At 59.9% G+C, this 14632-nt stretch carries 12 protein-coding genes and 1 pseudogene; 6 read left to right on the forward strand and 7 right to left on the reverse strand.

What is annotated here, in order from left to right:
- Nucleotides 1-13: 13 nt before the first annotated feature.
- Nucleotides 14-1507, reverse strand: a complete 1494-nt coding sequence (locus B0G77_RS01425; protein WP_133660528.1) for a long-chain fatty acid--CoA ligase — start codon at nt 1505-1507, stop codon at nt 14-16.
- A 19-nt stretch (nt 1508-1526) separates the two neighbouring features.
- Complete coding sequence (locus B0G77_RS01430) at nt 1527-1742, reverse strand: hypothetical protein (RefSeq protein ID WP_133660529.1); 216 nt, start codon at nt 1740-1742, stop codon at nt 1527-1529.
- A 290-nt stretch (nt 1743-2032) separates the two neighbouring features.
- Between B0G77_RS01430 and B0G77_RS01435 the strand changes: the two genes are divergently transcribed.
- On the forward strand, nt 2033-2527 hold the full coding sequence (locus B0G77_RS01435; protein WP_208116381.1) for a transposase: 495 nt from the start codon (nt 2033-2035) through the stop codon (nt 2525-2527).
- A 432-nt stretch (nt 2528-2959) separates the two neighbouring features.
- Here B0G77_RS01435 and B0G77_RS01440 read toward each other — a convergent pair whose 3' ends face one another.
- The 3 genes and pseudogenes from B0G77_RS01440 to B0G77_RS01450 all read right to left on the reverse strand — a co-directional run bounded on the left by B0G77_RS01440 (nt 2960) and on the right by B0G77_RS01450 (nt 6274).
- Nucleotides 2960-4042 (reverse strand): glycosyltransferase family A protein, encoded by a 1083-nt coding sequence (locus tag B0G77_RS01440; RefSeq protein ID WP_133660530.1) that lies wholly within the window; start codon nt 4040-4042, stop codon nt 2960-2962.
- Nucleotides 3999-4205 (reverse strand): annotated as a pseudogene (locus tag B0G77_RS01445) (IS110 family transposase); the annotation flags it as partial. The pseudogene B0G77_RS01445 and the gene B0G77_RS01440, both read right to left, overlap by 44 nt.
- A gap of 437 nt (nt 4206-4642) precedes the next feature.
- Complete coding sequence (locus tag B0G77_RS01450) at nt 4643-6274, reverse strand: hypothetical protein (RefSeq protein WP_133660531.1); 1632 nt, start codon at nt 6272-6274, stop codon at nt 4643-4645.
- 664 nt (nt 6275-6938) lie between these two features.
- Here B0G77_RS01450 and B0G77_RS01455 point away from each other — a divergent pair.
- Nucleotides 6939-7814, forward strand: coding sequence for a lipid A biosynthesis lauroyl acyltransferase (locus B0G77_RS01455; RefSeq protein ID WP_133660532.1), 876 nt, complete (start codon nt 6939-6941; stop codon nt 7812-7814).
- A gap of 321 nt (nt 7815-8135) precedes the next feature.
- On the opposite strand, the gene B0G77_RS01460 is transcribed toward B0G77_RS01455, so the two are convergent.
- On the reverse strand, nt 8136-9011 hold the full coding sequence (locus B0G77_RS01460; RefSeq protein ID WP_133660533.1) for a hypothetical protein: 876 nt from the start codon (nt 9009-9011) through the stop codon (nt 8136-8138).
- Between the two features lie 1141 nt (nt 9012-10152).
- On the opposite strand from B0G77_RS01460, the gene B0G77_RS01465 reads away from it, so the two are divergent.
- Entirely contained in the window at nt 10153-11265 is a 1113-nt protein-coding gene (locus tag B0G77_RS01465) for a beta-propeller fold lactonase family protein (protein ID WP_133660534.1), read from the forward strand.
- A gap of 398 nt (nt 11266-11663) precedes the next feature.
- Here the strand turns inward: B0G77_RS01465 and B0G77_RS01470 are convergent, their stop codons facing one another.
- Entirely contained in the window at nt 11664-12830 is a 1167-nt protein-coding gene (locus tag B0G77_RS01470; RefSeq protein WP_133660535.1) for a radical SAM protein, read from the reverse strand.
- A gap of 426 nt (nt 12831-13256) precedes the next feature.
- On the opposite strand from B0G77_RS01470, the gene B0G77_RS01475 reads away from it, so the two are divergent.
- From B0G77_RS01475 to B0G77_RS01485, 3 genes are read left to right on the forward strand one after another with little or no spacing between them, the layout of a single operon-like run.
- On the forward strand, nt 13257-13838 hold the full coding sequence (locus tag B0G77_RS01475; protein ID WP_208116382.1) for a sigma-70 family RNA polymerase sigma factor: 582 nt from the start codon (nt 13257-13259) through the stop codon (nt 13836-13838).
- A 12-nt stretch (nt 13839-13850) separates the two neighbouring features.
- On the forward strand, nt 13851-14159 hold the full coding sequence (locus tag B0G77_RS01480; protein WP_133660536.1) for a hypothetical protein: 309 nt from the start codon (nt 13851-13853) through the stop codon (nt 14157-14159).
- Nucleotides 14160-14161: 2 nt separating this feature from the next.
- Nucleotides 14162-14458 carry a ferredoxin family protein gene (locus B0G77_RS01485; protein WP_133663995.1) on the forward strand — a complete coding sequence of 99 codons (297 nt, stop codon included), beginning with the start codon at nt 14162-14164 and terminating at the stop codon, nt 14456-14458.
- Nucleotides 14459-14632: the final 174 nt, after the last annotated feature.

A 14632-nucleotide genomic window follows, 5' to 3' on the forward strand; every position in this document is an offset into this window, starting at 1 on the left:
ACTCCTCCGGTATTCAGATCTGCTTGCGCAATTCGCGCTTCAGCACCTTGCCCGTGCTGTTCTTGGGCAACTCGTCGATGAAGAGGTAGCGCTTGGGTCGCTTGAAGCGCGCGATGTTGGCCAGGCAATGCGCGTCCAGTTCCTCCTGCGTCACCGACGCGCCGCCGCTGAGCGCGATGAAGGCGACGACGATCTCGCCCCACTCCGGGTCCGGCGCGCCGACCACACATACTTCGGCCACGCCGGGATGACGCAGCAGCACTTCCTCGACTTCGCGCGGATAGATGTTGCTGCCACCGCTGATCACCACATCCTTCGAGCGGTCACGCAGCGTCAGGCAGCCGCGCTCGTCGAAGGAGCCCAAGTCGCCGGTATGCAGCCATCCTCCGCGCAGGGTGTCCGCCGTCGCCGCCGGATTGTTCCAGTAGCCCGCCATCACTACGTCGCCGCGGCAGACGATCTCGCCGATTTCGCCGGCGGGCAGATCCCTGTCCTGGCCATCGACGACCCTGACCTCGACGCCGGTGCGCGGCCAACCAACCGAACCGAGCACGTTCTCGCCGGCGTCCACGTGGTCGCTACAGCGCATGCCGGTGATCGTCATCGGCGCTTCGCCCTGGCCGTAGATTTGTGCAAGTACGTGGCCGAAGGTTTTGATGGATTTTGTCAGCTCATCGACGTACATCGGTCCGCCGCCATAGACGATGCAGCGCAGGTGGCGGGGACGCAGCCCGCTGCGCTCGACCTCCTGCCGCAGGCGTTGCACCATCGTCGGCGCGAGAAAAGCGCCGCAGGATGCATGCACGTTGCACAGCGTGAGGAATTCGTCCGGCTCGAACGCACCCGAAGCGGGAATCACCTGCCGCGCGCCACGCGCGATGTAGGCCGGTATGTACATGCCCGAGCCGTGCGACATCGGCGCGGCATGAATTTGCGATGCGTGCTCGTCGATCTGCTCGATGTCGGCCAGGTGCGCCACCGCCATCGCCAGCAGGTTACGGTGCGACAGCATGGCCCCCTTCGGTCGACCGGTCGTGCCGCTGGTGTAGAACAGCCATGCGAGCTGCTCCGGCCGCACCTCGACCGGCATGGCAGGGGCGGCATCCAGGCATTGCTGGTAAGCCGTCTCGCCGATGGCCACTACCGGACGCTGTGCGCGCAACTGCCCTGCTAGCGGCAGCGCATGTTTCGGCGAGGCAAACACCACGGCGGCTTGCGCATCCTCGGCGATCTGCGCCACTTCCTTCGCATGCAGCTTGGCGTTCAATGGCACGGCCACCATGCCGGCCCCCCAAACGCCGAACATCAGCTCGACATATTCCGGCCGGTTTTCGCTGACGATGGCGATGCGGCTGCCGGGATCGTACACGCTGCCCAGTGCATTCGCCAGCGCCAGTGCGCGCCGGCGCAGTTCCGCATAGGTGGCAAACAGTTCCGTGCCGTGGAACACCGCCTCGCGGTCGGCAAAGCGCCGCGCGGAACCGTCGAGCAGGTGGAAGAGGTTCACTTGCAATCTCCGGGGAAAATCAATGCATGCCCATACAGCGCGCCGACAGCCAGTCGAAAATCAGGGAGGTCGCCTCGGCCAGCAACGCGGGTTGCCCGGCGTAGTAGTGGGTCGCTCCCTTGACAACGTGGAAGGTCTTCTCGGTCGACAGCGCGGCGTCATGCGGCATTTTCGAATGCGGCTGCGGCACGGCGTTGTCGGCGCTGTTTTCAATCACCAGTAGCGGTGCGCGCACGCGCGCAGCGCAGGCGAGTCCGTCCGCGCGGGAACTCGAACGACCATTGCGAAAGCCACGAGCGCAACGTCGCCAGCGATCCGCCACCGCTCCAGCCGGCCAGCACGATTTTTTTCCTCGCCGAGTAGCGCCTTCCATAGGATATGACGCGGCGGCCTGGTGTTCAAGGAAGATGCCGGAAAGAAGGTCCGCGCCAGCCCTGGCAATCAAGCTCCCCGCCCCAAGGAGGCTGTCGCGAAAGTCCATTGCCGATAAAATCCGGTAACGCAACCCTGATGAAGAGATGAGCGATGAGCACGGCTCGCAAAGTACCGTCACCGGACAGTAAGCAACACGATCTGTTTGGTGGAGTGCCGGCTCAAGATGCCAGACCCAGGCCGAAAGCGTCGGATACGGGGCGCCGGTTTGTAACGGGCAACCCGCACGAGATTGTCCTGGGCACGACGCGCCTGGAGGACTATCTGAAGCAGGCCGGTCAACGTGCACCATTTGTCGTAGCGCATTTGCTCGGGCAGCACAGGACTGGCTACCGTTCGAGCAGCGCTATGCTGCCACCGGGCGCTCCTTACGCGCCACGCCTGATGATGGGTCTGATCCTGTATGGCGTCATGCAGGGTGTTCATTCGCTGCGTGAGCCGGAGCGACTGGCGCGACTGGATTTGGGATGCATGTGGGTAACAGGGGGTATCGCGCCGGATCATGCCAATATTGGTCGCTTCGTCGACGGCGCCCCCGTTATGAGGTGGGTCGCGGTATGTTGTCCGACGCCGTCAACTGCAACTTGATGGGACTGAATGCCGTCCGGGAACTGCGCAACTCTTTATGAAAACGATGGGCTTTACGACTGCGAGGCTTATGAGAGAAATTTGCGCTCAGCTTGCTCCACCCCCTACTAGAGTGCGATGCCATTCGCCAAGGGCCGCAGCCGACCCTGAACTGCCACTCGAACTATCTGCATATCAACGCCCCCTTTGGGAGTGGTTGGGACATTGATTGTCATCATTCGCGCGCTCAGCGCTCAGCTGCCTATGCAAGGAATGGGCGCGCTCGACGCCATCACGGCCCTGCTTAACAGTCTGAGGTAAGGCGGCGCAATGTACGCACTAGGCGGCATGCCCACCGCCGCCGATCAGCCCACTATTGAGCAACCGGCAAGCGCTCCGCGGAAGAAACGGAAGGAGGCCGTCGCCGATGGCGACAGCGCAGGAATCGCTTTTCTAGCCCGCCGCAACGAGCAGCGCGATTACACCCAACAGGCCCACAACGACAACGCCATACCCGGCGTGAAGGTAGCGGGCCTGCCGCTTGTAGCGCGCCGTGTACATCGGTGCGAAATCCTTCATACGCTCGCCAAAGACGTTGATCGGGTTCGCCGCATGTTCGGCGTACCGGTCGCGGTTGCGCTCATAGATGAGGCGTTGCGACTCCGCGACGTTGCCCTGTTCCACCAGTTCGGTCGAGCGCGAGCTTTTCTTGATACGGTAGAGGTAAAGCGGCTCCTTGATGTACTGGACATGGGACTCCGGGCGCAACATGCGCACATAGAATTCCCAGTCTTCGAAGCCGTGGACCATGTCAGGCGAATAGCCGCCCGCGCGCAGGAACGCCTCGCGCCGGTACATGGTCGTGTTGACGATCATGTTTTGCCACAGCAGCTTCTTATAGCTGTATTCCGGCAAGCGCCACACCTTGCGACTCTCCCCAAAGCGCTGCGCGCCGGTATGCACGAGCACGGTATCGGGGAACGCCTCGAAGCACTCCACGACGCGCCGCAGATAGTCGGAGTGAATCCTGTCGTCGCCATCGAGCGGCACAAAGAGCGTGCCGCGCGCCTGGGCGAAACCGAAGTTGCGCGCTGCCGCGACGCCGCCGTTTTCCTTGAAAAACGACAGGAACCGGCAATCTTTCTTTGCGTATTCCTGGATAATGGCTTGCGAGCCGTCATTTGAGCCGTCATTGACGACGATGCATTCCCAGTCGCTATAGGATTGGGCGAGCACCGATTCAAGCGCGTCAGCAATGAAGGCTTCTTGATTGAAGCAGGGGACAACGATGGAGACTGTAGGCTTTGGGCGATGAAAATTTTTTCCGGCCGCTTTGCTGCGGGTTACGGGGATGCCGCGAAGTTTAACCGATTGACGCGCCGGGCATGGCCGGGCGATTTGATGGGTTAATGACGTAACGGCTCTGATGCAAATAGGTGCTCTGGAAGAGTTCAGATCAGGTAGAAAGGATTGCTTATCGGGGCAGACAGGGCCGAACGGTGTGTCCGCAGTCCTGCAGGCGCCGGGACCGGTAATGAGCGCTGGCGATGCCGATCAGGCATGCCGGCAAGTTTGTGAAGTACAGAATCAATTGGTCGCGCCTGATCTGCTTCTTCAGGACGGCCTTGCCGTGTGCGTCGACGCCGTGGACCTGGAATACGTTCTTTGCGAGGTCGATACCAACAGTCGTGACCTTGATGATGGGCGCTCCCACTGGTGAAGTGGTGGCTTTGACACTTCCACTAATGGCACATCGATGCCGTGCCGGGCGGGGCCGTCCATTCCATTAGCAAAGCTGACGCAGTTGGTCGTTGGTCGCGCCAGCGGCAGCTATGGCCGCTGACAAGCAACACGTCACAATTGCGAATTGAATGGCCGGTTCCTGAGTGGAGCCGCCACCTGAATGTCTCAGCGACGGTGCGAGTGAATGACGCCTCATGGCCGACCACTGTCTAATGCACGCCGCGTATGCCGCCTGCACCTCACGAGCTTCGGGGGCCGGCGGTCGACCCTTCCCTGCCACTCGACACTCGGCCGTCTCAATGTCTCTTATGCAGGCAGGACCGTCGCTCGAATGACCTCCGTTTTGTTTCTACTGTGTTCGAGGCCATCCAGCGCGCGAAGCGCCAAGTGCACTCAGTGTGACTGCCCGGCTGAGACCATTGGGTCTAGCGACAACTGCTGGAGGCTCTCTTCGATGTCGTGATCCCAGCGAACCCGTACTACGGAGAAGCCGCAACTGGCCGCCCACCCGTCTTTGACCTCATCCCGCCGCACAGTCGCCTCGTGTACCCGAAGCGCCTCTTCTTCAGACATCCCGGCATATCGCACAGGTGCGAAGTGGTGAGGACCGTCGACTTCGACGAACATGCCGAACGCCGGTAGATAGAAATCGAACCGGCCCCACCGAGTCTGACCGCCAGCCGCAGGGATGAGCACACGAAACTCGACTTCGAACTCAATGTTCCTGCTTCTGAGCCATGCGGCTACGCGCGTCTCGCCGCTGGATTGACTGCATTGCGGGCATCCTTTTGCTTCCAGATGCGCCTGCGGTGTCTGCCGGAAAACTCCGTGCTTCCGACATTCCATTTCGACCGGCTGGTTGTACCGCTGATAATCTGTCCGAGAGTAATCGTAACGATCGCCGTGAAGCAACCTGAAGCGCCTGACGATCTCGGTCGTCGTGAGAACCCGTTGAGCGGCTGCTGCCAGTCGCGCTTCGCGGCCGCAATCCGGACAACCCTTACCAAGCCAATGATCGCGTGGTGACTGCAGGAAAGCCCCATGCTCTTTACACACTATGCTCACCCGTCGGTTTGACTGCTCGTAGCTCATCGCGGAGTAGTCGTATCGGCCTCCATGGATGTCGCGAAACCTTGACAGTACTTCGTCGGCCGATAACACGAGTTTCGGGGTTCGAACGGACGCGGCGCTTTCCCCGCCGCAGCCCGGGCAACCTGTGCCAGCCAGATAGTTGACTGCGGTCGGATAAAAGGGACCGTGACGGCGGCATACGACGGTGATGGGATCGCACATCCTCTGATACCGAATGAGACTGTGGTCGTATTTTGCGCCATGGACTGCCGCGATTCGGCTCATATACGTATCCGGCGTCACGCGATGCGCGAGCCCCTTCGCCCGCAACGCGCAGACAGGGCAACCACCCTCATTCCACAAGTTGTATGGAAGGATCGAGAAGCCTCCGTGTTCGGCGCACTCAACGACGACATGGTCGTACTGCGTCTTGTACACAGCGGATGACAAGTCATAGCGGTCGCCGTGGGCCGCGCGAGCCCGAAGCTCGAACTCAGCCTGGCCCAACCGGTGCTTGTTCGCGGCCACGAGAGAGCCGCATTCGGGGCAACCGGAACCGCGGAGATGGTTGTTGGGTAACTGCTGAAAGGGGCCATGCGCACGACAAACAATCGTTACCGGGCGCTTCGTGCTGCGGGCGTCGACCAGGCTGTAGTCGTAGACAGCGCCATGACGGGCTACGAAGCGATCGACCAGTTCTGTGGTTGTTAAGCGCCGCCTTACAGCGCTCTTTCTGTTCGCTTCCTGGCTGTCTTCGCGTCCGCACAGTTGGCATCCGCGCCCTTGGATGTGTGCTTGAGCCCGCTGACTAAAACTAAACGGACCATGGCTACGGCAAACGATATTTACCTTTTCTGCCATCCCCACGTAGCCGCAGTTGTCGTACCGGTACCGATCCCCATGGCGTGCCTTCGCGAGGCTGATCCACTCCTCTTCTGTAAAGCGTCGCGTCACTCTCCGATCCTCTCTTCTACCTTCAACGATGTCACGCTAGAAAGCGCGCCGATTGACTATATCCGCGGTATGGGCTCGCGGACCGTGGGGCCGCGCACAGCGGCGTCGGCACGACCGGTCAGGGCGGCAACGTTTCCATGTCTTATTATTCAGCGACTGGCATGTCAGCAACAACGACTTCGTAGAGGAGGGGTTAACGTTGCGACCAATGTCCTGTTCCACGCGTATATGAGTCACTCGGAGGACAATGCGCCGCGCTATCGGAATGTCCGTAGTTGGCCGAACCCGGTCCGACAGCAAGCTTTGGGTGAGGGGGCTGAACACCGCCGGTCGCGATCGGCAGCACCCGACCCGCTCCGGCCGTCGGCGTCGCCCCAGCCTACTGGCGGCTTTAAGGGGCGAACGGTCGTCCGCGCCGCGGGTCCGCTAACCGGTGCTTGCGTCACGTGTTGATAAGTCTCACTCTTCCCGTGCGTTGACGTTCGTCGCCTTGTTAAGTAACTTGTTCCATTTGCGGTAAAAGTGGCAGTATTGATCGGTCGTTGTCCATTTCGAAAACGAAGTCAAGTTTGCCGAGTACGGCAAGAATACGAAGTCGTCGCAAAGTGGGGTGTTGGCAGAAGTTCTCCACGTGGCACAGCCGACCGCCACACAGGAGCCGGTCTTGGATCAACTCGGTCATTTGCTCGTCGTAGGTTTACTTCGCGCGCTCTCAATACTGCCGTACCCATTGGTTGCGAGGCTTGGCAGCGCGCTCGGCGCGGCCCTGTATACGCTTCCCAGCCGCCGCAAACATATAGTCCTTGTCAACCTGCGCCTCTGCTTTCCCGAAAAGTCAGTACGTGAGTACGATGAGCTTGCGAGGGAACACTTCCGGCATGTCATCCGCAGCTATCTCGAACGAGGCGTTCAATGGTTCGGTAGCGCGCAAAGGATAAGAAATCTCGTCCAGATCGAAAGCGCCATTGATCTCGAAGACAGGAATGCTCCGCCTACCATCTTTATGGGGTTTCATTTCGTAGGCATCGAGATCGGGTGCATACTTTACTCGCTGAAAATGCCTGCCGCTTCCTTGTACACACACATGTCGAACACGCGTCTTTGCGACCTCGCCAAACGGCAGCGCGGCCGATTCGGCGCTGAGATGATCGAACGTTCGACAAGCGCCAGAAAGATCGTGAGAGTCCTTCACGAGGGCAAACCGGTCATGCTTGCTGCGGACATGGACCATGGCATCGAAAACTCTGTTTTTGTGCCTTTTTTCGGCGTCCCTGCGTGCACTCTGACTTCTGTTTCGCGACTTGCGAGAATGGGGCGCGCGCGCGTTGTACCGTTCGTCACGGAAGTACTGCCGGATTTCAAAGGGTATCGGTTGACCGTCTTTGCGCCGCTCAGCGATTTTCCATCGGGAAGCGACACGAATGATGCGTGTCGCATGAATGCGTTTCTCGAGACCCAGATACTGAAATTCCCAGCCCAGTATTACTGGGTGCATCGACGCTTCAAGCATCGTCCACCGGGCATGCCTGCGGTATATTGATCGTGCGATGGGCCCAGCTCGCTTTCACGTTGCCGGCAAGCTACCGAAACCCGCAAACGAAACCAACGCGAACGGCCGTGCCGGCCGACGACGCGACCGACATGGTCCGCGCACGAAGGTCCGTACAGGGGCGGAGCGGCCGCTTGAATGGCCGCCTGAGTGCTACACCGAACGTCAGCAGCTTTGGCCGACTACTGCCCGATGCGGTTGGCCGAAGCCGATCCGAAGCAGTCCTTTAACCTGAAGGGCAACCGGTGACAGGAACCAGCGGGAATCGGCCATTCATCTTAGCGGATCGTTTGTCCCTGCTGTATTCGCAGCCTATTGTTCGTTTTCGTCGAAATCGTCGTCGTGCCCGTTGTTGCGCTCGTGCTCTTCCCCCGACACGAACCTGGAGTTTCCTTTATCGTCGACGCAGGTTTTCTTGTCCGACTTCCTGATCTGGTTCTTGTTTTTGTCCTTAACTTCCTTCACAACGTCCACCACATCACAGTTCGCAGTGCTGAATCCCACTGAGCTCCCGGTGTTGGACCCTCCAGAGCTTGCTGCACCCGATTCCACGGTATAGGTTTCCTCGACAGTGCCAACCATCGTCTGTTCGCTCGAGTTTGAGTACTCTATGCCTTCGCCAAGCACACCGGAACTCCCCACCGGTGCAGAGATTGGAATGGGATCGATTTGAGTGATGACATCGACCGACCCGTCATCATTGATCTGACCGACTTCAGCAGACGTCTCGGGATTGGTGAAGATCTCTTTTGTCTCTGTAACCGTAATGGGCGTACCGTTTTCCAGCACGATGTCGGTGATGGTTTCCATGGTTTCAAGGACAGCAGCATCATTAAACGTAGCCACAACAGGTGCGGAGTCCGTCAGCGTCCCCGATCCGGTGACAGGAACGCTGTCTATCGTGCCAGAGACGGAGAAGCTCGCGGTGTCGCCGTTATCAACCTGATTGGCAATAGCGGCCTGCAACGGCACCGAAACCGGTTGTGCGGATGTTGTAGTTGCATTGTTATTACCGCCGCCACAGCCGCCGAGCAGCATCGCGGAAGCCACGGCCACCAGGGCGCGTCGCGTGGGCAACGCCCGCCGCGTAACCTCGCCCCGATGCTCAGCTGATACCGCCCACACGGGATAGCGGTGCCGCGTTGCAAGGCAAACGGCCCGTGCAGTTAAGAGAGGATGACGTTTCATTACGAACTCCCCCGGTGGCCATTCGGGACTTATTTCGATTGAAGCACGGCGCCACTTCTAAATTAGCGCGCTGGACGTGTTCGTTCTATCGGACCAAGGTCCGATACGTCTGCAAAGAATAGGCGGTTCGGCGGGGGCAAGCGTATGCTGCGACACAACCTGCTCAAAAAATCCCCCGACTTTGACGGCTTTAGCCTGTGAACGAGCGTTCGCCCTTTACGATTGGATGGCCGTTCACGGCATGGAACCGACGCTTGAACGTCCGACCGACGACGCATGTGAACGGCGGTTTGTGGCCGGTCACTGCCTCATGCGATTCGCATACTCGGCGTGATCCTCAGATTCTCGGCGGACGGCAGCACACGACCCCTTCGAGTCACTCAATCGACGTTGACGAATGTCCCCTTGCTGCTGTGCAGCAGTCCTTCGTAACGGACGCGGCGTCTCGCTCCGCCGCATCAGTTAGACAACGGCCGAGCTAAGAGCTTTGCTAAGCAGTGGTCGCGTTCTAATGGTCCGGTGCCGTACGTGTCCCTTAGGACTTCCGCTTTCGCCGCGCTCGCCGGCAATTTTCCTTCTCCATCTTCGATCTGTTCGCCACACAAGGTTTTTCAAGTCAAGGCCGAAGGTAGTCCACTGGCGGCACTTACTGGTGGATCAGTCATACCTTTGCGGGGATTCAACGGCATCGGGAGCACCGTCAAAAAAAGTTCATGGTCAAGCGGCGCAGATGGACTATATACAAACGAGGGGCGGCGAACGGCTGTACGTCCAACCAAGACCGCCCTTGACTCAGGCCCGCGAGAGCCGCAGTCAGCCGAACGGAGATGTACGACGCCGAATAGTCGCGACCCGTCTTTTCCCACATAGACCCGTCAGTGGATCGCAGCGTTAGCATCATTTCCGGGGCGAGGCGTTCCTGACCAATCCACCCTGCCCGATGTTCCCTGTTCGACCTCCTTAACCACTGTGTAGTGAACGCGAAGGGGTGAGGTAGTGAAACAGCTCGCGAACCGGGTAACGCTCTTGCAGGTCTGCCTGTAGCCCAAACCTATCAAGGACGTAACGTACAGCTACCTTCTCTGCCCACTCGTCCATCCGACGTCACCCGTTCGGTCGTCGCCCACGCAAGGAGTACGCCATGTCATTAGTCACGTGCCGTTTAATGTTTATATTGCGAGCCATCGCGTTCGCGACGGCGTTAGGATTCGCTTCTGTCAGCACTGCGCAAGCCGACTCGGAGGTCGATCCGCCAGGAGCGGTTTACGTTCTGTCAAACCAGCCGTCCGGGAACTCGGTTCTTGTCTATTCGCGCGCTGCCAACGGAATACTGAACTACGAGGCCACGTACCCAACTGGCGGTAAAGGAGCAGGCACAGGAGCCGATCCACTAGGCTCGCAAGGTTCCCTAACCTTGGCAGCGGGCTTTCTCTTCGCCGTGAATCCTGGCAGCAACGATGTTTCGCTGTTCGCGGTCGACGGCAGCAAACTGACGCTGCTCGACAGAAAACCATCGGGCGGTCAGATGCCCGTCAGCGTGACAGTCAAGGGACCCATCGCGTATGTGCTTAATGCCGGAGGCACACCGAACATCAATGGCTTTATCGTCGACGCGTTCGGCAAGCGTCTCGTTCCATTACCAGGCTCACAACGACCGCTTGCCGGTGGGAAATCCGCCCAGCCCGCGCAAGTGAAGTTTGCGCCGGAAGGCAACGAACTGCTCGTGACCGAAAAGGGCACACAACTCATTGACACGTATTATGTCGGCTTCACCGGCTACGCCTCGACTCCAACGCCCCATGCGTCAAACGGCGTCACGCCGTTCGGCTTTTCTATCACGACCCGGGGTTATGCGATCGTCTCCGAGGCCGGGTCTGGTTCCGTTTCCTCATATGAGGTCGAGGACAGCAAACATCTGACTTCGATCAGTGCGGCAATTCCCTTGGGCCAGAGCGCCCCTTGCTGGCTTGTCACCACGGGCGATGGACGTTTTGCCTACACGGCCAATGCCGGTAGCGGCTCGATCAGCAGTCTGCGGATTGCGGCGGACGGTACAGTACGCTTGCTTAATTCGACTGCGGGCACGCTCAGCGCTCCCCTTGACATGGCGCTCAGTCGTCACAGCAAATTCCTCTACGTTCGGGAAGGTAACGGCGCTTTAAGTGGCTTTCGCGTGATGCCAGACGGAACACTCGAGCCACTTGGCTCAGTCACCGGCGTACCGCCGGGGGCACAAGGGATCGCGGCGCGCTAGACACATCTCCCCCCGCGCGGGGAGATGTGCACGCGGGACCGTGCTTTCGTATCCCTGAATCGGCAGCCTCCGCGCAAGAACGTTGCCAGTGCCGCTGAGCACCTGCCGTCCGCCTTGATTAGATTAAAATCGAGGCTCCCGGTCAAGCGGGTGTTAGGTGAGCCCCAACGGGCGACGGTGAGCGAGTCCAATCGCATCAGTTTCCTCGAGGCTTCCTGGAGCCACATTGACTACCGGTCTTCCGTGGCTGAGCTCTGGAAAGTGGCCGCGTGGGCCGCGGCGCCGAGCAACCTTTGGCCGCCCGTTAAAGAGGTCCCGAATCGCCCCGAGAATGTCCGTTTGAGTTCGAACAAGCGACGTAGCCTCCCGCCAGGAGCCTCAGTTGCGGCAGATCGGGCTTATGAACGTTGCGGTGACGAACGGCGTCCGCCATTCCGTCCTGCGAACGAGGTAAGCGCCGCTCGGGGTAATTCTTCAACTGAAAGCGCCCACAGCGAATACGCGACGCTGCGCTGGAACAACGTACCGACAGCAGCGCGAAGCTCGCCCCTGCCCAGCGCGTACACCGAGTCGGTCACGGCAATGGCGCCGTGCATCAGGACGCTGGCATGCCGGTAGCACCCCATCATGCAGTCATTGCAGGGCTCCCGTTGATCGGGCAGGCGGTCGAGGTCGAAGACGGAGCCCATTGGCTCAGGCCACGCCTCGCAACGCCAGACATCGAGGTTCCAGTCGATATAAAAATACTTGCTGCCGCCGATACATGGAATCAGTTGCTGTTCGCCGCGCACGAACCGCGCGACCTCGGCCAGCGCAGCGCTCGGGTCCATTACACGAAAGTACTTTTTGAGGCGGGCGATTGCGCTCAACGCTTCAAGTAGTTCGTCACGGCTTAGGTCGACGAGCGTCGATGTTTCGTCGTAGACGAGCGATGTGGAACCGAACGCCTCGCGCCTTGGATAGGAAAACGTGACGGCATCGACGCCGAGCCGGTCGAGCGTTTCTGGAAGCGACGCGTAACGGACCAGACGACTGACCGTCACCGATGCACAGACCGGGATGCCGAAGGCGTGCGCCTGAGCGATTCCCTCACGGATGCGGGCCTCCAGACCGCGCAGGCCGCGATTGCGCTCGTGCTCGCCCATGTCCGCACTATCGATCGATATCAGGAGACGCTTGAGTCCGGCCGCCGCCAGTTGCTTGATGTGGCGCGGGAGGAACCAGCCGTTCGTGATCAGACCGCAATCGATGCCGGCTTTCGTGGTCGAGGCCACGAGCGATTCGATCTTCGGGTGAACCAGAGGCTCGCCCCCCTGCAGCGTCATGTAGCGAATCCGGCGTCTGCGCAGGATCGGCAGCGCACGCGCGAACTCATCAGGGTCGAGATAGCGACGCGGGCCTGCCAGGTTTTTGTCGCGCGAGAACCCGCAGAAGTCGCATGCGGCGTTGCAAACGTTCGTTACCGATACGTCACAGACCGCAGGCAGTGGATTGCGCGGCTCGCTGGCGACACCCTCTGCGTGCCGCAGATTGCGCCACTTGATGATCCGCTCTGTCGTATCCATGGAACCCTCACGGTCGGCTGACGAATTCGGCACGAGGCATGCCAGTATACGCTTCACCCGCTAGCCTGCGCGCGATAGATGCGGGTATGGAATCAGGTAAAGGCGGACTGAAGCGGAAGAGATTACGGCGGACCGGTGTAGGGCGGAAGACGGCCATCCGGCGTCGACTGGCGGACGTCTCTTCCTGGCCGCTCTCTGCCCGATCAGCCGGCCGTCCGAAAACAAACGCAGCTATGCCTGGATCGGGCATCCGACCCATGAACGTTTATTGAATCCCGCCGCATCGTTATGGAAACGCCCCTCTTCCTACTGTTACTTAATGGTCACAACCCTGTGCCGCACAGCTTCGGGCGAACCGGCAGTTGCTGAAGGAAATATTTTTTACGCTGGTCACAATATTCGCGCTCCTGAAACGTCTTCAGACGCATGGAACCGCCACCCACCTCGCACACGATGACCAAACGAGACAGCGACATCACCGCGACCGTGGTGCGTGAGCGAACGAGGCTGGTCAATTTCATCCGGCGTCGAATACGCGATCCCGACGATGCCGAAGACATCCTGCAGGATGTGTTCCACGAATTTGTGCAGGCTTACAGGCTTCCCGCTCCGATCGAACAAGCGAGCGCGTGGCTTTTCCGTGCCGCGCGCAACCGCATCATCGATCGTTTTCGCAAGAAGAGAGAGCAGCCTCTGACTGATCTGTCTGAGGGCGAGGATGACGCCAGCAGTGAGTATCGCCTCGACCTCGCCCTACCGGCGCACAATGCTCGTCCTGAAGCTCTATACGCTCGCGCTCTAGTGCTCAGGGCCTTGCAGGATGCGCTCGATGAATTGCCGCCGAGTCAACGTGAGGTGTTTATCGCGCACGAGCTGGAGGGGCGGCCCTTCAAAGACATGGTGGCGGAAAGCGGCGTCACGCTCAATACGCTGCTCGCGCGCAAACGCTACGCGGTCTTGCATCTGCGCGCCCGATTGCAGGCCATTTATGACGAACTGGGTATTTAGAGGAGTCGACGGATGAATTATCGAATTAGATGTGCGGGTAAAGCGCTGCTTGTACTGGTCGGCATAGGCGTGCTCGGGTGGGTGGTCATGACACTATGGAACTGGGTGATTCCGGCGTTATTTGTCGGCGCCCGTGCGATCGACTTCGCGCATGCGTTGGGCTTGCTGGTTTTGAGCCGCATCCTGTTTGGCGGATTCCGCGGACACGGCGGCTGGCGCGAACGGCGTCACTGGCGCAAGTGGGAAGCCATGACGCCTGAGGAACGGGAGCATTTCCAGACGGCATGGCGATCGGGCCGCGCCCGGCGCGCGGGAGATTGAACATGCGCGAGAAATCAGCGGCCGACTGCAAACAGAAGCCGGGCGCGATTGCGCCAATCGTCGACCTGAAACGTTGCGAAGGCAAGGGCGATTGCCTGGAGGTCTGCCCCGAAAATGTGTTTGAGATCCGGCGCATCGACGAGATCGATTATCTCAGCCTCGATTTGATCCATCGCCTGAAGCTACGCGTGCATGGAATGAAAGTCGCCTACACGCCGAACGCGGACGCCTGCCGGTCGTGCGGTATTTGCGTGACGGCGTGTCCTGAACGCGCAATCAAGCTGGCCAGAACCGCATAGCGTCATGCTTCTTCGCTGATGCAGCAAACGCACCAACTTCGCGCATGAAACGCACACAACACGCCCAACCGTAGTGCACTTCCGCGCGCCGCTCATCGCTCGCGCTTGCTGCACCGTCATGGCACACGGCTTGCTCCATATGGCGCCTCGATGCTGCCGCACTCTCGACGGCAG

The sequence above is a fragment of the Paraburkholderia sp. BL10I2N1 genome (genome assembly GCF_004361815.1).
In the GTDB taxonomy this organism is placed as follows: domain Bacteria; phylum Pseudomonadota; class Gammaproteobacteria; order Burkholderiales; family Burkholderiaceae; genus Paraburkholderia.